Genomic DNA, 20,688 nt, shown 5'->3' with positions numbered 1-20,688 from the left:
AGCGGGTTTACCCGCGAATAGCCTTGATGCGGTCTAGAACTCGGCGAGCCGCCAGACTTCGTAGGCAGGCGTCTCGTACGGGTGGCTCTGCTTGAGTGCAGCGACGACCTGGGCAATCAGGTCGTCAGCCACCACCAGCTCCACCTTCCACTCTTCCACCACCTCGACCTGGCCGGTTTGCCCGAGGAACGGCTGGCTGCCGTCCAGTGGGCGGAACTGGCCCTGGCCCAAGGCCTGCCAGGCGCAGTGGTCATAGTCACCGATGCGCCCGCCACCCGCGGCGAACACAGCGGCTTTGACCACTTCGACGTGGCTGGCGGGGACGAAGAAGGCGAGCTTGTACACGCCTTAGTTCACCCACACCCGTGCGTTACGGAACATACGCATCAGCGCGGCATCTTCCTGCCACTCATCCGGGCGCCACGAGTTCTGCACGGCACGGAACACACGCTCCGGGTGCGGCATCATGATGGTCACGCGGCCGTCGCGGCTGGTGAGGCCGGTGATACCACGCGGCGAGCCGTTCGGGTTGGCCGGGTAGGCTTCGGTGACCTTGCCATGGTTGTCGACGTAGCGCAGGGCCACACAACCGGACAGGTCAGCTGCCAGCAGTGCTTCTTCGCTGGCAAACTCGGCATGGCCTTCACCGTGGGCGATGGCGATCGGCATGCGCGAACCGGCCATGCCCTGCAGGAAGATCGAGTTGGACTTCTGCACTTCGACCATGGCCACACGCGCCTCGAACTGCTCCGAGCGGTTGCGCACGAAGTGCGGCCAGTGCTCGGTGCCCGGGATCAGCTCGTGCAGGTTGGACATCATCTGGCAACCGTTGCACACGCCCAGGGCGAAGCTGTCGGTACGCTCGAAGAAGGCTTGGAAGGCATCGCGGGCGCGGCTGTTGAACAGCGCCGACTTGGCCCAGCCTTCACCGGCACCCAGCACGTCGCCGTAGGAGAAGCCACCGCAGGCGACCAGGCCCTTGAAGGCCTCGAAGTCGACACGGCCAGCGAGGATGTCGCTCATGTGCACGTCGATGGCAGCGAAGCCGGCACGGTCGAAGGCAGCAGCCATTTCGACCTGGCCGTTGACGCCCTGTTCGCGCAGGATGGCCACTTGCGGGCGCACGCCCTTCTTGATGTACGGCGCGGCGATGTCGTCGTTGACGTCGAAGCCCAGCTTGACCGACAGGCCCGGGTTGTCTTCCTCGAGCAGCAGGTCGAATTCCTGGTCGGCGCAGTCGGCGTTGTCGCGCAGGCGCTGGATCTGGTAGCTGGTCTCGGCCCACTGACGCTGCAGCATGCGGCGGTCGTCGTCGAACAGCACTTCGCCGTTCAGGCTGATGGACACTTCACCGTTGTTGACCGGCTTGCCGATCACCGCGACGCACTCGCCCAGGCCAGCGGCGCTGAACTGTGCCAGCACGTCCGGGGTGGCATCCTGGCGAACCTGGATGACCGCGCCCAGCTCTTCGTTGAAGAGGATGGCGGCCACCTCGGCCTTGCTGTCGGTCAGCGGGTCGAGTTGCAGGTCGAGGCCGCAGTGGCCGGCGAAGGCCATTTCCAGCACGGTGGTGACCAGGCCGCCGTCGGAGCGGTCGTGGTAGGCCAGCAGGTGGCCATCTTCGTTCAGGCCCTGAATCACGGCGAAGAACGCCTTCAGGTCTTCGGCGTCGTCGACGTCCGGTGCCTGGGCAGCGATCTTGCCGTAGGTCTGGGCCAGGATCGAGGCGCCCATGCGGTTCTTGCCGCGGCCCAGGTCGATCAGGATCAGGTCGGTCTCGCCCTTGTCCATGCGCAGTTGCGGGGTCAGGGTCTTGCGGATGTCGGTGACCGGGGCGAAGCCGGTGATGATCAGCGACATTGGCGAGGTAACGCTCTTCTCGACGCCCTCGTCGCTCCACTTGGTCTTCATCGACATCGAGTCTTTGCCGACCGGAATGGTAATGCCCAGCTCCGGGCACAGCTCCATGCCGACAGCCTTGACGGTGTCGTACAGGCGGGCGTCTTCACCTGGGTGGCCGGCGGCAGACATCCAGTTGGCCGACAATTTGATGTCGGACAGCTTCTCGATGCGCGAGGCAGCCAGGTTGGTCAGTGTCTCGCCAATTGCCATGCGGCCGGACGCCGGGGCATCCAGCAATGCCAGCGGGGTACGCTCGCCCATGGCCATGGCTTCACCGGTGTAGACGTCGAAGCTGGTGGCGGTGACGGCGCAGTCGGCCACCGGTACCTGCCACGGGCCGACCATCTGGTCACGAGCTACCAGGCCGGTGATGGTGCGGTCACCGATGGTGATCAGGAAGCTCTTGCTGGCTACGGCCGGGTGGCTGAGGACGCGCTGAACGGCATTGTCCAGGTCCAGCTTGCTCGGGTCGAAGTCATCGCCCAGCTCGGCTTCGCGGGTAACCGAACGGTGCATGCGTGGCGGTTTGCCCAGCAGTACGTCGAGCGGCATGTCTACCGGCGTGTTGCCGAAGTGGCTGTCGCTTACGGTCAGGTGTTGCTCTTCAGTCGCTTCACCCACTACGGCAAACGGGCAACGTTCACGCTCGCAGATTGCCTTGAAGCGCTCGAAGTCGACGGCGCTGACGGCCAGCACGTAACGCTCCTGCGATTCGTTGCTCCAGATTTCGTGCGGGGCCATGCCCGGCTCGTCATTGGGCACGTTACGCAGCTCGAAGCGGCCCCCACGGCCACCGTCGTTGACCAGCTCAGGGAAGGCGTTGGAGATACCGCCGGCGCCAACGTCGTGGATGAAGGCGATCGGGTTGGCGTCGCCCAGCTGCCAGCAACGGTCGATGACCTCCTGGCAACGGCGCTCCATTTCCGGGTTTTCGCGCTGAACGGAGGCAAAATCCAGGTCTGCCGAGCTGGCACCGGTAGCCACCGACGAAGCGGCGCCGCCGCCCAGGCCGATCAGCATGGCCGGGCCACCGAGCACGATCAGCTTGGCGCCGACGGTGATCTCGCCCTTCTGCACGTGGTCTTCACGGATGTTGCCCATGCCACCGGCCAGCATGATCGGCTTGTGGTAGCCGCGCACTTCTTCACCGTGCGGGGTGTTGATGGCTTGCTCGAAGGTACGGAAGTAACCGGTCAGGGCCGGGCGACCGAATTCGTTGTTGAACGCAGCGCCACCCAGAGGGCCTTCGATCATGATGTCGAGGGCGTCGACGATGCGCTCGGGCTTACCGTAGGCCTGCTCCCACGGCTGTTCGAAGCCTGGGATGCGCAGGTTGGACACGGTGAAGCCGGTCAGGCCAGCCTTGGGCTTGGCGCCACGGCCGGTCGCGCCTTCGTCGCGTATTTCGCCGCCGGAGCCGGTGGAGGCGCCGGAGAACGGGGCGATGGCGGTCGGGTGGTTGTGCGTTTCCACCTTCATCAGGATGTGCACCGGCTCCTGCACCGCGCCGTACTGGCGGGTTTCAGGGTTCGGGAAGAAACGGCCGGCAACGTTGCCGACGATCACCGAGGCGTTGTCCTTGTACGCAGACAGCACACCTTCGTTGTGCATCTGGTAGGTGTTCTTGATCATGCCGAACAGGCTCTTTTCCTGAGCCTGGCCGTCGATGTCCCAACTGGCGTTGAAGATCTTGTGGCGGCAGTGCTCGGAGTTGGCCTGGGCGAACATCATCAGTTCGATGTCGTTCGGGTTGCGCTTGAGGCCCTGGAAGGCGTTGACCAGGTAGTCGATCTCGTCTTCGGCCAGGGCCAGGCCGAGGTCGATGTTGGCCTTGGCCAGGGCGTCACGGCCACCGGCGAGGATGTCCACCGAGGTCATCGGCTTGGGCTGGGCATGGCTGAACAGGTCAGCGGCCTGCTCCAGCTGGCCGAGCACGCGCTGGGTCATGCGGTCGTGCAGCTCGGCGGCGATCAGTTCGGCGTCGGCTTCGCTCAGGCTGCCGGCAACGTAGTAGGCGATACCGCGCTCCAGGCGCTGAATCGACTGCAGGCCGCAGTTATGGGCGATGTCGCTGGCCTTGCTGGCCCAAGGCGAAATGGTGCCCAGGCGCGGCACGACCAGGAACAGGCGGCCGCTCGGCTCCTGTACCGGCACGCTCGGGCCGTACTTGAGCAGACGGCCCAGCACCTGCTGCTGGTCGGCGGTCAGCTCGCCGTCGACATCGGCGAAGTGGGCAAATTCGGCATACAAACCAGTAACAGCGGGGACTTTCTGGCTCAGTTGCTCGAGTAATTTACCGTGGCGAAAGGCAGAAAGGGCAGGAGCGCCGCGCAGGATCAACATCGTCGGGACAGCCTCAGGAAGGGGTGTGCTTAGAGGCCGTGCATTCTAGCCTAATTCGAAGGGTTTCGGCACCCGCTCTACGCCACGCCTGCCGGGCGGCGGAACCGGACTTTCGGGTCAAAAAAATACACCTGTTTCACGCGCCTTGTAGGAGCGGCCTTGTGTCGCGATGGGGGCGCGCAGCGGCCCCAGATTTTCAGCTCCGCCGCAAATATCCCTGGGGCCGCTGCGCGCCCCATCGCGACACAAGGCCGCTCCTACAAGGGGACCAGGCCGCCATGGCACACAAACCGCTACCAGACAAGCTAACAGTTGTCGAGATATGGTTGGGCCAGTCCTTTGCGTATACTGCAACCTATGTTCGCCCACACTGCTTTGCGCCAGCGTTGCGCCAGATGGCTTTTCGCAACCGGACTCTTTCTGCTGCTCGGTGCCTGCGTTGAAAAACCCAGCACCCTCGAGCGCGTGAAGGAGGATGGCGTGCTGCGCGTGATCACCCGCAACAGCCCGGCCACCTACTTTCAGGACCGCAACGGCGAAACCGGCTTCGAATACGAGCTGGTCCAGCATTTCGCCGAGGATCTCGGCGTGAAGCTGCAGATCGAGACCGCCGACAACCTCGACGAGCTGTACGACAGCCTCGGCAAGCCCTCCGGCCCGGTGCTGGCGGCGGCCGGCCTGGTCACCAGCGAACGGCGCAAGGCCCAGGTCAGGTACTCTCACCCTTACCTGGAAGTGACCCCACAGGTCATCTACCGCAACGGCCGCACCCGCCCCACCAACGCCAAGGGCCTGGTCGGCAAGAAGATCATGGTGCTCAAGGGCAGCAGCCACGCCGACCAGCTGGCCGAGCTGAAAAAGCAGTATCCGGGCCTGGAATACGAAGAATCCGACGCCGTCGAGGTGGTCGACCTGCTGCGTATGGTCGACGAAGGCCAGATCGACCTGACCCTGGTCGACTCCAACGAGCTGGCGATGAACCAGGTGTACTTCCCCAACGTACGGGTCGCCTTCGACCTGGGCGACACTCGCGACCAGCGCTGGGCGGTGGCGGCCGGCGAAGACAACAGCCTGCTCAACGAGGTCAACGAGTTCCTCGACAAGGCGCAGAAGAACGGCACCCTGCAACGCCTGAAGGACCGCTACTACGGCCACGTCGACGTACTGGGCTACGTGGGTGCCTACACCTTCGCCCAGCACCTTCAGCAGCGCCTGCCCAAGTACGAAAAGCACTTCAAGAGCTACGCCAAGGTCGAACAGGTGGACTGGCGCCTGCTGGCCGCCATCGGCTATCAGGAATCGATGTGGCAGCCTGAGGTCACTTCCAAGACCGGCGTACGCGGCCTGATGATGCTGACCCAGCGCACCGCCCAGGCCATGGGCGTGTCCAACCGGCTGGACCCGAAGCAGAGCATCCAGGGCGGCGCCAAATACTTCATGAAGATCAAGGAAGAGCTCGACGACAGCATCCAGGAACCGGACCGCACCTGGTTCGCCCTGGCCGCCTACAACGTCGGCAGCGGCCACCTGGAAGACGCCCGCACTCTGGCCAAGCGCGAGAAGCTCAACCCCAACAAGTGGCTGGACGTGAAGAAGATGCTGCCGCGGCTGTCGCAGAAGCAGTGGTATCGGCAGACCAGGTACGGTTACGCGCGGGGCGGCGAGCCTGTGCACTTTGTGGCCAACATCCGTCGCTACTACGACATTCTTACCTGGGTGACCCAGCCGCAGCTCGAAGGCCAGGTGGCCGAGGGCAGCCTGCATGTGCCCGGGGTGAACAAGGACAAGCCGGCGGAGCAGTCGCCGCCGATGTAAGCCTGCACGGGCCCTTTCGCGGGCTCGCCCGCTCCCACAGGTACATCACAGGTTTTGGAGATAGTGGTATTCCTGTGGGAGCGGGTTTACCCGCGAAGGGGCCGAAACAGGTCAAGACTTGGCCCGGCGAGCCTTGAAGAAGTCGCTGAGAATCTGCCCGCACTCTTCCGCCAGCACCCCGCCCTCCACCATCACCCGGTGGTTCAGGAAGCCCTGCCCGAAGAACTGCCCCTGGCTCTGCACGATCCCTGCCTTGGGCTCCAGCGCGCCGTACACTACCCGCATGACCCGTGAATGCACGATCAGCCCCGCACACATGCTGCACGGTTCCAGGGTCACATACAGAGTGCTGCCGGGCAGCCGGTAATTACTCGCCGATTTCGCCGCCGCGCGAATGGCCACCATCTCGGCATGCGCGCTGGGGTCACTGTCGATGATCGGCCGATTGAAGCCCTGCCCGATCACCTGCCCGTGCTGCACCAGCACCGCGCCCACCGGTACCTCGCCCATGGCTGCGCCTTCTGCGGCCAGGGCCAGGGCCAGGCGCATGAATTCCTGATCACGACTGCGATCGATGATCTGCGGACGCATCAGACCACCGCGATCGCGGCCATCAGGCCGGTTTCCATGTGGTCGATGACATGGCAGTGGAACATCCAGGTGCCCGGGTTATCCGCCACCAGCGCCACCTGGGCGCGTTCGTTCTTGCCTAGCAAGTAGGTGTCGGTGAACCACGGCTCGGTGATGTCGTGGCGGTTGGAGGCGATCACCTTGAAGCTCATGCCGTGCAGGTGGATCGGGTGCTGGTACTGGGTCATGTTCTTCAGCTCGAAGATGTAGCTCTTGCCCTTCTGCAACGTGGCGATAGGGCGCTCGGCGCAGGTCTTGTCGGTGATGTCCCAGGCCTGGCCGTTGATCTGCCACATGCTCGAAGGCTTATCCTGATCCGTAGTGACCGAGACTTTCGCCGCCCATTCGAAATTGAAGTTGAGCTTTTCGGCGTTTTCCAGATCCGGCTCGGCAATCGGGTTGGGCGGTAGCGCCGGCGGCCAGTCGCTCGGCGCGTCGTTGCTGGCTACCGAACGCAAGGTGCCCAGGCGCACGAAACCGTCGCGTAGGGAGATCTCCTGCCCCGCCTCGGGAATGCGGATAGCCAGGCAGATGCGCATGCCCGGGCCGAGCCAGTAGTCATCGTCCAGTGGGCGCGGGTTTACCGGGTTGCCGTCCAGGGCATAGATTTTTGCCTCGCAGTTGCCCTTGAGGTTGATGCGGTAGGTCCAGGTGTTATCAAGGTTCAGCAGACGCACCCGCACCACCTGGCCGGCTGGCAACTCGGTGACTGAATCGGCCTGGCCATTGATGGTGATCAGGCGCCCGGCGGTGCCGTTGCGCGCGGCTTCTCGCGGAATGCTGAAAGGCAGCCAGGCCCCCTGCTCGTCCACGTGCCAGTTCTTCAGGCTCAGCGTGCGCTCATGCCTGAAGCCGGTCGGCTCGCGCTCCTCGACGATCAGCGGGCCGACCAGGCCACGGCCCAGCTCCTCGGAACTGCTGACATGCGGGTGGTACCAGTAGCTGCCGGCGTCCGGCACGCGGAACTTGTAGTCGAAGTACTCGCCAGGCTTGACCGGCAGTTGCGACACATAGGGCACGCCGTCCATTTCCAGCGGCAGGCGAATGCCGTGCCAATGGATGGTGGTTTCGACCGGCAGGTGGTTGATGAAGCGCACCCGCAGCCAGGTGCCCTGGCGTACGCGCAACTCGGTACCCGGGGCAGACGGGCCGAAGGCCCAGGCCTCGGTCTTGAAGCCCGGCACCAGCTCGACGTCCAGCGGTGCGGCGATCAGCTCATAGTCATGCCCGGCGTTGTCATCTTCGACCTTGCCCAGCCAGTAACGCGCCGCGCCACCGGCGCCCAGGCCAACCACAACCAGGCCGGTCAGGCCCTTGAGCATTTGTCGACGGGTGAAGGACATCGGTGCGGGTACCTCGTGTTCTGCGCAATCAAGCTGCCAGCATGGCTGGCGATGAAGGGCGAATACGATACACCTGCAAATGGGAAATATTAAGTGAAGTCTCTTGCACTGCTTTCCGCAGCCTTGCCCTCGGCAGTATTGCCGGGGGCAGCACAAAGCGCGTTGAACCACTGCTGGTCATCCGCGGACGGCACCCGCAAGGCGGCCTGGAGCAGTTGTGGGTCGAGCAGGACGTTCAGGTTCTGCAGGCGCGTGGCGATTTCGGGGTGCGTATCGAACGGATGGGGGTTGGCCAGCCCCAGCACTTCCTCACCCAGTTGCAACGGCGTGCCTTGCAGGTGCGATGCCAGCACCTGCAGCAGGTTGCTGCCACCGTGGGCGAGCAGCAAGCCGTCGATTACCCTGCCCAGGGCAATCGCCCGTAGCAGCGCCTGTACGAACAGCTTCGGGCCAGCGACCTCGGCACCGGCCCGATCAGCCAGCAATTCTTGTGCACGCCCCCAGTGATGAACCGCAATCTGGAAATGGTGCAAGAACTGCCCGGCCAGCCACAAGGTCGGCCGAACCACCCAGGGCGGAGCATCCTCGTCGCCGACCATCGCAGAATACTGCGCGCACATCAGGCTGAAACGTGCGCTGGTTTCGCTGCCTCGCTCCGTATCACGGCGCCTGAAATGGCCCAGTTCGTGGCCGATGATCGAAGCCGCCTCGGCTTGGCTCAAGGCAGTCAGCAATGGTAGCGGCAGATACAACGTGCGCCCCGTGAGTACCTCCCCGCCGGGCTGCAGCAGGACCGGCACGCTGGTGACAAAAAAACCCTGGTCAAGCCCGACCACGATATGGTCCGGGGTCGGCGCTTGCAGCTGCGTTGCCAAGGCCTCGATCCACTGCCACACCGCTGGCGTCGCCTGCCTTCCGAGCGGGCGGGCGAGAAACCTGGCGGTCGGAGACTGCATCAGCGGCCACTGCCTGCGCATTCGCCAGGCCTGGCGAACACACACAACCAGGACAGAGGCCAGCGGCAGCACCACGACCAGCACGCTCATGCCGCCCTGCGCTGCGCGGCTCGCTCCGGAACTGGCCTCATAGAGCAACGCCAGGCACAGCGAACCGGCAAGCATGGCCATGTAGATGCTCAAGCAACAGCCCAGGCCCTGCCAGCTGGCCATCATGCGCTCATTCAGGTACGCCGCAGAGCGCAGCGCCCGCCAAGCGTCTGCCTTCAGCTTGAGCCAGGCCCAGAGGCCGACCAGCAAAGCAGCCAATGCCAGCCAGCAGCTCACGCTGGCCATCACTTTGCGTACGCTTACCCAGTGGCGATCCGCATCGAGCAGGTCCAGTCGGCGCTGCAGGGCCTGCCGCGGCTCGACATGCCTGGCAAGCTCCTTGCGGGCTTCCCACGGCAATTGCTGTAGCAACGCCTCGCTCGGGGCCGACAGCCATTGCCGTATGGTGCGGGCCTGATCCTGCGCCGTGTCGGCCCGCCAGTACTGCACATTACCCCAGCCGAACAACACCAGTGGCAACAGTAGCAGGATCAGGCCCCAACCGAAGCGCTTCATTGCTCCAGAGCGCCGATGGTCACGCCCAGGCTCATCTGGCCGCTTCACCCAGGCGCGCCACGCCAGGAAACAGTTGCGCCAACGTGTGCCTGGCCTGGGCCGCTTGCAGATAGGCATAGAGCAGGTCCACCAGTTCCTGCAGGGCAAGGCGGCGCCCGGCTACGACAGGGGTGCACAACCACAAGCTGACGCGCAGTCCGCCCGCCACGGCTACAGCGTCAGGCGAGGCCAACGCCTTGAAACAGGCCGGCGCCAGCGTTGGCGCGCTGCCGGCCGCCGACACGGTAAAGATCAGCCGGGTGCTGAAATATCGCTGCTCGACCTCGAAGCCGTCGAAGGCATGCAGGGGTGTCGGCGCCTGCGCATTGGTGAAGCACAAGCTATCGGGCGTAACGCTCAGCACCCGCTTGCCATGGCGGCGGTACAGCGCTGCGGCGCATGCCAGCGCCGCCGCCCCGGTGGCGGCCAGGCCGAGGCCGAAAGCAGAGAGCAGCCATATGGCGCCGCTGCTCGCCTGGGGGGCGAACAGCACCGCCAGCGCTATCAGCCATGCACCCAGCCCGGCAAGCAACAGGCCGGTCAAGGCGCAGGCCAGCGCCTTGCCAAGCGAGCGCTCGCGCAGTTCGAAGCCCTCGACCGGGCCATCGGCCTGCGCCTGCAGATACGCCAGGTGGGCTTCGCGTTCGTCGTTATTCATCAGCCTGCAACAGATCCAGTTGCCGTTGCGCATGGGCCGCATCGCGGTAAGCCGCCAGCACTGCGAGCACTTCCTCGTTGTCCAGCTTGCGGCCATTGCTGGCCAAGCCTGCGGACATGATGCGCACCTGCGGCTGCGGCTTTTTCAGCACCATGGCCTGGTTGCCGAAGAACTGCAGTTTCACCACGTGGTGCTTGGGAAGCACGGCTTCGCTGCTCATTTCCAGCGTCTGCACCGTGACCAGCCCTTCATCCTTGACCGAAACATCCTCCACTTCGGCCATGTTTACCGGGGCGTCCAGCGTATCGACGAACAACTGCCGGCGGGTCAGGCGCATGAACACCTGGGTACCGGCATTGCGATGTTGCCAAGTCACCGCGGCGGCGATGAAGACCGTGAAGGCACAGGCTGCGACCGCGCCCATACGTTCCAGGTTGAAGCAGACGGCTGTGAGAATCAGCGAGCCCAGCAACAGTATCGGCCCCCAGACCCGGTAACGCCGGGAATTGGTGAACTCGCTCTGCTCGGGCACACGCTCGATCACTTGCTTGAGTTCGGCGATCACCCGGTCGCGCTGGGCGGCACGGGATTGCTCGTATTCCTGGCCGAGCGAACCGGACAGCTCGGACAGCGGGTCGTTGAACTCGCTCATGGTCATTGCGCCTCCTGCGTCGCCAGGTAATCGGTGAGGAATGCCTGGGCATTGCCCTGATGCGACAGCCCTTCCGAATAGCCGACCTGCAGTGGCTGCGCCTCACCCGGCAAATACAGTTCGCCGCCCCAACTGCCCTGGATGATCAGCACCACGTATTTCTTGCCGTCCACGGTGGTGGAGTAACGGGTATCCCGGCTGGTTTTCTCCACCTGCATTTTCTGGATGCGCATGTTCCAGTCGTGATCGACGCCTTCGATCTGCACCAGCGCTTCGTTGGCGGCGCGGTCACCGATGCGCAGCGTCCATACCTTGGCCCCTTGCGTGCCCATGTAGGCAACTACCTGGTCGGCCACTTCCGGCCGTTGTTCAGCGTGAACCTGGCCCAGCCACAGGCTGAGCGCAGCCACCAGCAGGGCTGTCCATTTGCGATAAACGAGCATGTGTTTTCCATCCTGAAGCGGAACAAACGCCCATTGAAATAAGCCTGGCCCGCACTGCCAACCCCGTTGACCGGTTCGCACAACAGACAGCGCCCTGCGCACAACGACTGTCGCTGAAAATGTGCACGCGTTACCATTTCCGGCCATGCCGCCCGCTGCCAAGGATGCCTAGCGCACATGCGATCTATCAGCCCCTACCTCGATACCGCTTTTTCATTCGATAGCCCCGGGTCACTCGCCGAGGCCGGCGTACTGGACGCAAGCAGCGCGCGAGTGATGGGGAGCGCGACCGGCCACTATCGGGCGCAGACGGTACACGGCGGGTTGCAGTACTTCGATTGCAACCTGCAATTTCCGGAGCCGCTGAGGATCGACAAGGTGCTGCAGCAAAGCCTGTGCATCGTGCAGGTGTTCGACGGGGCGTGGCAGCACACGGTGGACGGAAAGCTCAACAGCTATGCCCCTGGTCAGTTGCACATGCTGGGCCTTGGTGAAAGCCTGGAGGCGCAGGACCAATTGCCCGCCAACAGTCACGCCCGCATGGCCGGGGTGCGTATTGCCGGCGATTACCTGCACGAGCTGGCCCGGGACGATGCGCAGCTGATGCCGCTGCTGGCCCTTGCCGCCGATGGCATGCGCTTCGACCAGTTGCCGCAGTGGCCAACGATAAGCCGCCTGTTCCAGCAGCTGTATCTATCGCCCTACACGGGCGCGCTCAGGCGCCTGCATTGCGAAAGCCTGAGCCTGGCCATCGTGCTGGAACTGGCCAGCCACCTGATCGGCCACAGGCCGGCCGAAAAGCCCCAGGACCGGGGGCACCGCGATTTGGCCATTGAAACGCGTCGCCAGCTTGATGCAAACCTGAATGCCCCGCCCACTGCTGCAACCCTTGCTCGCCAGCTGGGGGTGAGCGAGACCACCTTGCGCCGCGCATTCAGCCATGAGTACGGCCGGTCGCTCCTGCAGTATGTGCGGCAACAGAGAATGGAACTGGCCCGCGCCCTGCTGCTGGAACGTCGCTGGCAGGTCTCGCAGGTTGCCTATCAGGTCGGTTACGCCAACCCTGCCAATTTCTGCCATGCCTACAAGGCGTATTTCGGGCGTTCTCCCGGGGCCGAATAGGGTTTTACCGGATAAAAAAAACGGGCCTGCAATGCAGGCCCGTTTCATCAACCGCTAGGTGGGATCATTCCCACTCGATGGTCGCCGGCGGCTTGCTCGACACGTCGTAGGTAACGCGCGAGATACCGTCGATTTCGTTGATGATACGGCCGCTGACGGTTTCCAGCAGCTCGTACGGCAGGTGCGCCCAACGTGCGGTCATGAAGTCCACGGTCTCGACGGCGCGCAGGGCCACGACCCAGGCGTAGCGACGGCCATCGCCAACGACGCCGACCGACTTGACCGGCTGGAACACCACGAATGCCTGGCTGGTCTTGTGGTACCAGTCGGCCTTGCGCAGCTCTTCGATGAAGATGTGGTCGGCGCGACGCAGGATGTCGGCGTATTCCTTCTTCACTTCACCAAGGATGCGCACGCCCAGGCCCGGGCCCGGGAATGGGTGGCGGTAGACCATGTCGTACGGCAGGCCCAGCTCCAGGCCGATCTTGCGTACTTCGTCCTTGAACAGCTCACGCAGTGGCTCGACCAGTTTGAGGTTCATTTCCTCCGGCAGGCCACCGACGTTGTGGTGCGACTTGATCACGTGGGCCTTGCCGCTCTTGGCGCCAGCCGACTCGATCACGTCCGGGTAGATGGTGCCTTGGGCGAGGAACTGGATGCTTTCCAGCTTGCTGGCTTCGGCATCGAACACGTCGATGAAGGTGCGGCCGATGATCTTGCGCTTCTTCTCCGGGTCGGCTTCGCCGGCCAGGTTGTCGAGGAACTGCTTCTCGGCGTCGGCGCGGATTACCTTGACGCCCATGTTCTCCTTGAACATGGCCATCACCTGGTCGCCTTCGTGCAGGCGCAGCAGGCCGTTGTCGACGAATACGCAGGTCAGCTGGTCGCCGATGGCGCGGTGCAGCAGCGCGGCAACAACCGAGCTGTCGACGCCGCCGGACAGGCCCAGCAGGACGTTGGCCGAACCGACCTGCTCACGCACCTGGGCGATGGCGTCTTCGACGATGTTGGACGGAGTCCACAGGGCTTCACAACCGCAGATTTCCTGCACGAAGCGGGACAGGATGCGACCGCCCTGCTTGGTGTGGGTCACTTCGGGGTGGAACTGCACGCCGTAGTAGCCGCGCGCGTCGTCGAACATGCCGGCGATCGGGCAGCTCGGGGTGCTGGCCAGCACGTGGAAGTTGCCCGGCATCTGGGTAACCTTGTCGCCGTGGCTCATCCACACGTCCAGGCCCAGTACGCCGTCAGCGTCGATGTGGTCTTCGATGCCGTCGAGCAGGCGGCTCTTGCCGACCACGTCCACGCGGGCATAACCGAATTCACGCAGGTCGGAACCTTCGACCTTGCCGCCCATCTGCTCGGCCATGGTCTGCATGCCGTAGCAGATGCCCAGCACTGGTACGTTCAGGTCGAACACCGCCTGCGGGGCGCGTGGGCTGTTGGCTTCGTGGACCGACTCGGGGCCGCCGGCGAGGATGATGCCGCGCGGGTTGAATTCGCGGATCGCTTCATCGTCCATGTCGAACGGATGCAGCTCGCAGTACACGCCGATTTCGCGCACGCGGCGGGCGATCAGCTGGGTGTACTGGGAACCGAAATCGAGGATCAGGATGCGGTGAGCGTGAATGTCGAGGGCCATGACTCAATCTCGTCAGTGGAAATCGGAAACGACGCGGGGCTGTCACGACAGCCCCGCATGCTTGTATTGCTAGAAGCCTCAGCCTACGCGGTAGTTAGGGGCTTCTTTGGTGATCTGCACGTCATGCACGTGGGACTCGGCCATGCCGGCACCGGTGATGCGCACGAATTCCGGCTTGGTGCGCATCTCTTCGATGGTTGCGCTGCCGGTGTAGCCCATGGACGAACGCAGGCCGCCCATCAGCTGGTGGATGATCGCGGCCAGCGCGCCCTTGTAGGGAACACGGCCTTCGATGCCTTCCGGTACCAGCTTCTCGGCACCGGCCGAGGAGTCCTGGAAGTAGCGGTCGGACGAGCCTTGCGCCTGTGCCATGGCACCCAGCGAGCCCATGCCACGGTAGGCCTTGTAGGAACGGCCCTGGAACAGTTCGACTTCACCCGGTGCCTCTTCGGTACCGGCGAACATCGAACCCATCATCACGCAGGAAGCACCGGCGACGATGGCCTTGGACAGGTCACCCGAGAAGCGGATGCCGCCGTCGGCGATCAGCGGCACGCCAGTGCCTTCCAGCGCAGCGGCAACGTTGGCGATGGCGCTGATTTGCGGCACGCCGACACCGGCAACGATACGGGTGGTGCAGATCGAGCCTGGGCCGATACCGACCTTGACCGCGTCAGCGCCAGCTTCGGCCAGCGCCTTGGCGGCAGCGCCGGTGGCGATGTTGCCGCCGATCACCTGCACTTGCGGGTAGGTTTCCTTGACCCAGCGAACGCGGTCGATCACACCTTTGGAGTGACCGTGGGCGGTGTCGACCACAACCACGTCAACACCAGCAGCCACCAGGGCGGCAACGCGCTCGCCGGTGTCCTTGCCGGTGCCGACCGCGGCGCCGACGCGCAGACGACCCTGGTCGTCCTTGCTGGCCAGCGGGTAGGCCTTGGCCTTTTCGATGTCCTTGACGGTCATCATGCCCTTGAGGTTGAACTTGTCGTCGACGATCAGGACTTTTTCCAGGCGGTGCTTGTGCAGCAGCTCGCGGACTTCGTTCTTGTCGGCGCCTTCGCGGACGGTGACCAGACGCTCTTTCGGGGTCATCACGTCGCGGACCTTGGCATCCAGGCGGCTTTCGAAGCGCACGTCACGGGAAGTGACGATGCCGACCAGGTCGCCGTTCGCCAGCACCGGTACGCCGGAGATGTTGTTCAGGCGGGTCAGGTCGAACAGGTCGCGCACGGTGGCGTCGGCGTCGATGGTGATCGGGTCCTTGACCACGCCAGCCTCGAACTTCTTGACCTTGCGCACTTCGCTGGCCTGCTGTTCGATGGTCATGTTCTTGTGGATGATGCCGATGCCGCCTTCCTGGGCCATGGCAATGGCCAGGCGCGCTTCGGTCACGGTATCCATGGCAGCGGAAACCAGCGGAATGTTCAGCTCGATGCCGCGGGTCAAACGGGTCTTGAGACTGACTTCATTGGGCAGTACCTCGGAATAGCCAGGTACAAGGAGGATATCGTCGAAGGTCAGGGCTTCTTGGCTGATACGCAGCATCGCGGGGGCTCCCGGGCGGGAAAAATGGAAGCGCGCCATTATACTCATGCACGGCGCGCCGCTCAATGCAAAATAAGGGCCTTCGGTCAGCCTTGTGGCAGTTTTACCTGTACCACGGCCACCGGCTGGTCGAGCCAGTCGGCGAAGCTGTCGAGAAAGGCCTGGGTAAACCCGGCCTCGCCCCAGTTGTTGAAGATGAACCCCAGGTTGGAAAAGGCACATGGCTGCAGGTAAATGAAGCCATTGATGTCATCTTCGAAGCCGCACAACGGGCAGGTGAAGTTGTCGCTCACCGCCGGCATCCATTCTTCCAGGCTTTCGAACAGCGGCTCGCCCACCTCGCGCCGGCACTCAGGGCAACCGGCCTCTTCGAGGAAACCTTCGGTAGGGGTATAGATGCAGCGTTTGAGCATCACTTCCAGGCCGTTGACCTGCTCGCCGAAGGGCAGTTTTTGCGGGTGCAGGGCTACTTTGCGGGCACCCTCGGCCAGGGCATGGCCCATGCGGTTGCCGGCGCGACCACAGGTGGTCAGCTGTTCCTCGACCACTTTCTCGCGCACCAGCCAGCGCAGGATGGCGCGGGCACGGGCTTCGTGCACCGGGACGGTAGACAGCTTGGGAACGATGATGCTCTGGGTGTTCATGAACGGGACAAGCCTGAAAAACTGCGGTAATGGCGCAATTCTACCGCCTGCTCAGGCGCTGAGATAGCGACCGATCAACGCCAGGCCGCTGGCCAGCACCAGCCACGTGACCAGGCGCACGAAGGCTTCGCGGGACAGCCGATGGGTAAGCCTGCGCCCTGCCCAGAGGCCGACAAGCATGACCGGCAACAGGCAGGCGGCGAGTAGCAGCAGGCTTGGGTCGGCATAGACGCCAGCGATCAGGAACAGCGTCAGGCGCACCAAGGTACTGCAACTGATCAGCGCGCTCTGGGTGGCGCGAACCTGCTCCTTGGCCTCCAGCCGTGCACTCAAGTACAGCGCATAAAGGAAGCCGCCGCTGCCGAACAAGGCACCGAACAGCCCGCCTGCCGTACCCATGGGCATTGCCCAGAAACCGGACAGGCTGGCCGGCCGCACCTTCACCGCCAGCCCGTACAGCGCATAGGCCGTGACGAACAGGCCCATCAGCAGCAGCAACACGTCGGACTTCAGCTGCAGCAGGAATACCACACCCAGCGTGCAGCCAATGGCCATGAACGGCAGTAGCCGCAGCAGTTCGCCGCGCACGACATCGCGGCGCGAGGGCAACAGGTTGCCGAAGGCTGCGACGAAGTCCAGCAGCACCAGCAGCGGAATGATCCGCGACAGCGGCATGAAGTGGATCAGCACTGGGCCGGCCACCAGCGCGGTGCCGAAACCGGCGATACCGAAGACGATGTAGGCAACCCCTACACCAAGCAGGATGGGTAGCCAGTCAAGGCCGGAAAACGATAGTTGGGCGAGCATGGCAACGATTCCTCGGAAGACAGGCAAAGGTTAGCCAGCCATGAGCCATGCCGACTAATATGCCTTTATCGCCACACTCATCTCGAAAAGGCATGACATGACGTCGATCCGCCAGTTGCGTTACTTCGTGGAAATCGCCGAATGCGGCAGCTTCAGCGCTGCCGCCGAGCGACTGTATATCGCACAGTCGGCGCTGAGCCGGCAGATCAAGGAGTTGGAGCAGCAACTGGGTACGCCACTGTTCGAGCGCACCGCGCGCCTGCCACGCCTGACCCTGGCCGGCCAGGCTTTGCTGGAACGGGCGCGGCGCTTGCTGGCCGACCTGGCGCAGGCGGAACGTGTGACCCGCGATATTGGCGAAGGGTTGCAAGGCAGCCTGCGCCTGAACCACTCCAGTACCGTGCCGCTGACTGGCCCGTTGCTGGCTCGCCTGGGCGGCTACCTGCAGGGCAACCCGGGGATTGCGCTGGAGATTGCGCAGCAGTCGTCGGAGGCGCAGCTGGAGGATATCGCTGCCGGGCGGCTGGATATCGGCCTGTTGCGCTTGCCGGTGCTGCGCCAGCATGAAGGGGTGCTGCTGCATGAACTGTTCAGCGAACCCCTGCTGCTGGCGGTCGCCGCCGGTCATCCCTTGGCCAGCGCGCCACAGGTGAGACTGGAACAGCTGCGGGAAGAGCGCTTCATTTCCATTCCGCACCGGGACCGTGGCGGACTGAGCTACCTGTCGGCCTCGATGTGCATGGAGGCGGGCTTTTTCCCGCGCGCGGCGCAGGTGCTGTCGCGCAAGACCACCCAGTTGCAGCTGATTCAGGCCGGTTTTGGAGTAGCGTTGTTGCCGGAATGCATGCGCGAGATTGCGCCAGCCTCAGTCAGCTTCGTGGCGCTGGAAGGTGGGGGTGAAAGTACTGTAGCGATGGCCTGCAGGCGTGATGCAGGTTCGATGGTGCGCCAGTTCGTGACGGCGATGCAGGCCTGAAGGATCCCATCGCCGGCAAGCCGGTTCCCACCTCGACCACACCGGTCTCAAGCCATGCGCAAATACCTGTAGGAGCGGCCTTGTGTCGCGATGGGGCGCGAAGCGGCCCCAGGTTTTCAGCTTCGCAGCAAAGATTGCCGGGGCCGCTGCGCGGCCTATCGCGACACAAGGCCGCTCCTACAAGGGCCAGTGCTGGCTTGAAGAGATATTCAAGACAGTTGCTCCCACAGGTATCGCTTTGGCTGGGCCTTATGATGTCCCTGTGGGAGCTGGCTTGCCGGCGATGGGGCCAGGACAGACAACCGGGGCCGATGTCCTTTATGATGCCCGCCATGATCAGAGACCCTTTCGAACGACTCGGCCTGGACCGCGAGGTCCTTACCGTCAGCCAACTCAACGGCCGCGCCCGTGTGCTGCTGGAAGATGTGTTCCGCAGCGTGTGGGTAGAAGGCGAGATATCCAACCTCGCCCGCCCTGCGTCCGGCCACATGTACTTCACCCTGAAGGACAGCGGCGCACAGGTGCGCTGCGCGCTGTTCCGGCAGAACGCCAACCGGGTGCGCCAGGCCCTTCGCGATGGCCTGGCGGTACGGGTACGCGGCAAGGTTTCGCTGTTCGAGGGGCGTGGTGATTACCAGCTGATTCTCGACACCGTCGAGCCGGCCGGCGACGGCGCCCTGCGCCTGGCCTTCGAGGCATTGAAGGAGAAGCTCGGTGCCGAGGGGCTGTTCAGCGCCGAACGCAAGCGGCCGCTGCCGGCCCACCCGCAGCGCATCGGCATCATTACCTCACCCACTGGTGCGGTGATCCGCGACATCATCAGTGTGTTCGGTCGCCGTGCCCCGCAGGTGGAACTGAACCTGGTCCCCACCGCAGTACAGGGCCGCGAAGCCATTGCCCAGATCGTGCGCGCCATCCGCCTGGCCGACAGCCTCGGGTTCGATGCGCTGATCCTGGCCCGGGGCGGCGGCTCGCTGGAAGACCTGTGGTGCTTCAACGAAGAAGCCGTGGCGAGGGCCGTGGCAGCTTGTGTCACGCCGATTGTCAGCGCTGTGGGCCATGAGACCGATGTATCGATCAGCGACTTCGTCGCCGACGTGCGCGCCCCCACCCCTTCTGCCGCTGCCGAACTGCTGGCCCCCGACAACAGTGGCCTGCAGCAACGCCTGGATGGCCTGCAACGGCGCCTGTTGCTGCGCATGCAGAACCGCCTGACCCACGACCGCCTGCGCCTGGAGTCGCTGACCCGACGCCTGCGCCATCCGGGCGAGCGCCTGCGCCAGCAGGCCCAGCGCCTGGACGACCTGGACATGCGCCTGCGCCGTGCATTCATGCTCAACCTCAACCAGCGCCATCAGTTGCTGGCACGCCTGGATACTCGCTTGGCCGCGCAGCATCCGGGGCGCACTCTGAAACTGCTGGGCCAACGCCTGGAAAGCCTGGCCGAGCGCCTGCCACGGGCCATGCGCGAAGTGCTGAAGGACCGTCGCCAGCGCTTCCAGGCCCAGTTGCAGACGCTGCAGGTGGTCAGCCCGCTGGCCACCCTCGCCCGCGGCTACAGCATCCTGCTGGACGAACAGGGCCAGGCCATCCGCAGCGCCGAACAGACCCGCAACGGCCAGCGCCTGACTGCCCGCCTGAACGAAGGCGAGCTGTTGGTGCGGGTCGAAGACAACCACCTGACCCCGGTCACCCTCTCACTTCTGGACTGACACATGCCCCGCCTGCTCGCGCCCCTGCTTGCCCTTTCCCTCCTGTTATTGGCCGGTGGCGCCCAGGCCAGCTACATCACCCGCACGCTGAACAAGCCGGTACCCGGCGGCGTGGCGGTGGTCGACCTTGGCCCCGCAGCCAGCGCGCCCAGCGCCCGCTTCGACGGCAAACCGGTGCTGGTGGTGAAGGAGCAGGAAAACTGGCTGGCCATCGTCGGCATCCCGCTGACCCAAAAGCCCGGCACTGCGGTGCTGAGCCAGGGCGGCCGTACCCTGCCTTTCAGCGTAGGTAATAAAAAGTACCCCGAGCAGCGCATCACCCTGAAGAACACCCGCCAGGTCAACCCGAACCCGGCCGACCTCAAGCGCATCGACCGTGAGCTGGCCGAGCAGATAAAGGCTTACCGCAGCTTCAGCCCGACCCTGCCCAGCAACCTGATCCTCGACAAGCCAGTCAGCGGCCCGCTGTCGAGCAAGTTCGGCGTGCGCCGCTTCTTCAATGGCGAAGAGCGCAACCCACATGCCGGGCTGGATTTCGCGGTGCCGGCAGGCACGCCGATCAAGACCCCGGCCAATGGCAAGGTGATACTGGTGGGCGATTATTTCTTCAATGGCCGCACGGTGTTCGTCGACCATGGGCAGGGCTTCATCAGCATGTTCTGCCATATGTCGAAGATCGATGTGCAGGTTGGGCAGCAGCTGCGCCGGGGCGAAGTGGTCGGGCGTGTGGGCTCGACCGGGCGGGCTACCGGGCCGCACATGCACTGGAACGTCAGCCTGAATGATGCGCGGGTGGATCCGGCGATTTTCATTGGGGCGTTCCAGCCCTGAGATTTGCGTTGGCAGTGCT

17 protein-coding genes are annotated in these 20,688 nt (G+C 64.1%); 5 read left to right on the top strand and 12 right to left on the bottom strand.

The features are described from left to right. Nucleotides 1-33: 33 nt before the first annotated feature. Together JV551A3_RS07065 and purL are read right to left on the bottom strand one after the other, a co-directional pair. Complete coding sequence (locus JV551A3_RS07065; protein ID WP_112250889.1) at nucleotides 34-345, bottom strand: YqfO family protein; 312 nt, start codon at nucleotides 343-345, stop codon at nucleotides 34-36. Nucleotides 346-348: 3 nt separating this feature from the next. Next, nucleotides 349-4,245, bottom strand: a complete 3,897-nt coding sequence (gene purL, locus JV551A3_RS07060; RefSeq protein ID WP_133970341.1) for a phosphoribosylformylglycinamidine synthase — start codon at nucleotides 4,243-4,245, stop codon at nucleotides 349-351. A gap of 357 nt (nucleotides 4,246-4,602) precedes the next feature. On the opposite strand from purL, the gene mltF reads away from it, so the two are divergent. Further along, a complete protein-coding gene (gene mltF / locus JV551A3_RS07055) occupies nucleotides 4,603-6,060 on the top strand; it encodes a membrane-bound lytic murein transglycosylase MltF (RefSeq protein WP_112250883.1) in 1,458 nt (485 codons plus the stop codon). Nucleotides 6,061-6,171: 111 nt separating this feature from the next. On the opposite strand, the gene tadA is transcribed toward mltF, so the two are convergent. From tadA to JV551A3_RS07025, 6 genes are all read right to left on the bottom strand, one after another. Further along, entirely contained in the window at nucleotides 6,172-6,651 is a 480-nt protein-coding gene (gene tadA, locus JV551A3_RS07050) for a tRNA adenosine(34) deaminase TadA (protein ID WP_063911428.1), read from the bottom strand. Further along, nucleotides 6,651-8,033: a multicopper oxidase family protein gene (locus JV551A3_RS07045; RefSeq protein ID WP_133970342.1), complete on the bottom strand. Its 1,383-nt coding sequence runs from the start codon at nucleotides 8,031-8,033 to the stop codon at nucleotides 6,651-6,653. The genes tadA and JV551A3_RS07045 overlap by 1 nt, the downstream gene beginning before the upstream one ends. 89 nt (nucleotides 8,034-8,122) lie before the next feature. Continuing rightward, nucleotides 8,123-9,595 carry a M48 family metallopeptidase gene (locus tag JV551A3_RS07040; RefSeq protein ID WP_133970343.1) on the bottom strand — a complete coding sequence of 491 codons (1,473 nt, stop codon included), beginning with the start codon at nucleotides 9,593-9,595 and terminating at the stop codon, nucleotides 8,123-8,125. 31 nt (nucleotides 9,596-9,626) lie between these two features. Then, nucleotides 9,627-10,292 carry a hypothetical protein gene (locus tag JV551A3_RS07035; protein WP_177421259.1) on the bottom strand — a complete coding sequence of 222 codons (666 nt, stop codon included), beginning with the start codon at nucleotides 10,290-10,292 and terminating at the stop codon, nucleotides 9,627-9,629. Beyond that, a complete protein-coding gene (locus JV551A3_RS07030; RefSeq protein ID WP_133970345.1) occupies nucleotides 10,285-10,944 on the bottom strand; it encodes a hypothetical protein in 660 nt (219 codons plus the stop codon). The genes JV551A3_RS07035 and JV551A3_RS07030 overlap by 8 nt, the downstream gene beginning before the upstream one ends. A gap of 2 nt (nucleotides 10,945-10,946) precedes the next feature. Continuing rightward, nucleotides 10,947-11,387 carry a hypothetical protein gene (locus JV551A3_RS07025; protein WP_133970346.1) on the bottom strand — a complete coding sequence of 147 codons (441 nt, stop codon included), beginning with the start codon at nucleotides 11,385-11,387 and terminating at the stop codon, nucleotides 10,947-10,949. 177 nt (nucleotides 11,388-11,564) lie between these two features. On the opposite strand from JV551A3_RS07025, the gene JV551A3_RS07020 reads away from it, so the two are divergent. Beyond that, a complete protein-coding gene (locus tag JV551A3_RS07020) occupies nucleotides 11,565-12,509 on the top strand; it encodes a helix-turn-helix transcriptional regulator (RefSeq protein ID WP_133970347.1) in 945 nt (314 codons plus the stop codon). A 64-nt stretch (nucleotides 12,510-12,573) separates the two neighbouring features. On the opposite strand, the gene guaA is transcribed toward JV551A3_RS07020, so the two are convergent. The 4 genes from guaA to JV551A3_RS07000 all read right to left on the bottom strand — a co-directional run bounded on the left by guaA (nucleotide 12,574) and on the right by JV551A3_RS07000 (nucleotide 17,150). Continuing rightward, a complete protein-coding gene (gene guaA / locus JV551A3_RS07015; protein ID WP_133970348.1) occupies nucleotides 12,574-14,151 on the bottom strand; it encodes a glutamine-hydrolyzing GMP synthase in 1,578 nt (525 codons plus the stop codon). A gap of 78 nt (nucleotides 14,152-14,229) precedes the next feature. Next, nucleotides 14,230-15,699 (bottom strand): IMP dehydrogenase, encoded by a 1,470-nt coding sequence (guaB, locus tag JV551A3_RS07010; RefSeq protein ID WP_013971138.1) that lies wholly within the window; start codon nucleotides 15,697-15,699, stop codon nucleotides 14,230-14,232. Nucleotides 15,700-15,785: 86 nt separating this feature from the next. Next, nucleotides 15,786-16,343 carry a sugar ABC transporter ATPase gene (locus JV551A3_RS07005; protein ID WP_133970349.1) on the bottom strand — a complete coding sequence of 186 codons (558 nt, stop codon included), beginning with the start codon at nucleotides 16,341-16,343 and terminating at the stop codon, nucleotides 15,786-15,788. 51 nt (nucleotides 16,344-16,394) lie between these two features. Continuing rightward, entirely contained in the window at nucleotides 16,395-17,150 is a 756-nt protein-coding gene (locus JV551A3_RS07000; protein ID WP_133970350.1) for a sulfite exporter TauE/SafE family protein, read from the bottom strand. A 97-nt stretch (nucleotides 17,151-17,247) separates the two neighbouring features. Between JV551A3_RS07000 and JV551A3_RS06995 the strand changes: the two genes are divergently transcribed. The 3 genes from JV551A3_RS06995 (at nucleotide 17,248) to JV551A3_RS06985 (ending at nucleotide 20,669) form a co-directional block, all read left to right on the top strand. After that, nucleotides 17,248-18,126, top strand: coding sequence for a LysR family transcriptional regulator (locus JV551A3_RS06995; protein ID WP_133970351.1), 879 nt, complete (start codon nucleotides 17,248-17,250; stop codon nucleotides 18,124-18,126). 332 nt (nucleotides 18,127-18,458) lie between these two features. Then, on the top strand, nucleotides 18,459-19,838 hold the full coding sequence (gene xseA / locus JV551A3_RS06990; RefSeq protein WP_133970352.1) for an exodeoxyribonuclease VII large subunit: 1,380 nt from the start codon (nucleotides 18,459-18,461) through the stop codon (nucleotides 19,836-19,838). A 3-nt stretch (nucleotides 19,839-19,841) separates the two neighbouring features. Next, nucleotides 19,842-20,669: a M23 family metallopeptidase gene (locus tag JV551A3_RS06985; RefSeq protein ID WP_133970353.1), complete on the top strand. Its 828-nt coding sequence runs from the start codon at nucleotides 19,842-19,844 to the stop codon at nucleotides 20,667-20,669. Nucleotides 20,670-20,688 lie beyond the last annotated feature (19 nt).

This window comes from Pseudomonas inefficax (assembly GCF_900277125.1).
Lineage (GTDB): Bacteria > Pseudomonadota > Gammaproteobacteria > Pseudomonadales > Pseudomonadaceae > Aquipseudomonas > Aquipseudomonas inefficax.
Note: the sequence above shows the minus strand (reverse complement) of the source record. Positions and strands in the feature narration are given on the sequence as shown.

What these genes read in the sequence shown, in the direction of transcription:
- purL (WP_133970341.1), bottom strand. Translation starts at nt 4,245, where the DNA reads ATGTTGATCCTGCGCGGCGCTCCTGCCCTTTCTGCCTTTCGCCACGGT.
- mltF (WP_112250883.1), top strand. Translation starts at nt 4,603, where the DNA reads ATGTTCGCCCACACTGCTTTGCGCCAGCGTTGCGCCAGATGGCTTTTC.
- tadA (WP_063911428.1), bottom strand. Translation starts at nt 6,651, where the DNA reads ATGCGTCCGCAGATCATCGATCGCAGTCGTGATCAGGAATTCATGCGC.
- JV551A3_RS07045 (WP_133970342.1), bottom strand. Translation starts at nt 8,033, where the DNA reads ATGTCCTTCACCCGTCGACAAATGCTCAAGGGCCTGACCGGCCTGGTT.
- JV551A3_RS07040 (WP_133970343.1), bottom strand. Translation starts at nt 9,595, where the DNA reads ATGAAGCGCTTCGGTTGGGGCCTGATCCTGCTACTGTTGCCACTGGTG.
- JV551A3_RS07035 (WP_177421259.1), bottom strand. Translation starts at nt 10,292, where the DNA reads ATGAATAACGACGAACGCGAAGCCCACCTGGCGTATCTGCAGGCGCAG.
- JV551A3_RS07030 (WP_133970345.1), bottom strand. Translation starts at nt 10,944, where the DNA reads ATGAGCGAGTTCAACGACCCGCTGTCCGAGCTGTCCGGTTCGCTCGGC.
- JV551A3_RS07025 (WP_133970346.1), bottom strand. Translation starts at nt 11,387, where the DNA reads ATGCTCGTTTATCGCAAATGGACAGCCCTGCTGGTGGCTGCGCTCAGC.
- JV551A3_RS07020 (WP_133970347.1), top strand. Translation starts at nt 11,565, where the DNA reads ATGCGATCTATCAGCCCCTACCTCGATACCGCTTTTTCATTCGATAGC.
- guaA (WP_133970348.1), bottom strand. Translation starts at nt 14,151, where the DNA reads ATGGCCCTCGACATTCACGCTCACCGCATCCTGATCCTCGATTTCGGT.
- guaB (WP_013971138.1), bottom strand. Translation starts at nt 15,699, where the DNA reads ATGCTGCGTATCAGCCAAGAAGCCCTGACCTTCGACGATATCCTCCTT.
- JV551A3_RS07005 (WP_133970349.1), bottom strand. Translation starts at nt 16,343, where the DNA reads ATGAACACCCAGAGCATCATCGTTCCCAAGCTGTCTACCGTCCCGGTG.
- JV551A3_RS07000 (WP_133970350.1), bottom strand. Translation starts at nt 17,150, where the DNA reads ATGCTCGCCCAACTATCGTTTTCCGGCCTTGACTGGCTACCCATCCTG.
- JV551A3_RS06995 (WP_133970351.1), top strand. Translation starts at nt 17,248, where the DNA reads ATGACGTCGATCCGCCAGTTGCGTTACTTCGTGGAAATCGCCGAATGC.
- xseA (WP_133970352.1), top strand. Translation starts at nt 18,459, where the DNA reads ATGATCAGAGACCCTTTCGAACGACTCGGCCTGGACCGCGAGGTCCTT.
- JV551A3_RS06985 (WP_133970353.1), top strand. Translation starts at nt 19,842, where the DNA reads ATGCCCCGCCTGCTCGCGCCCCTGCTTGCCCTTTCCCTCCTGTTATTG.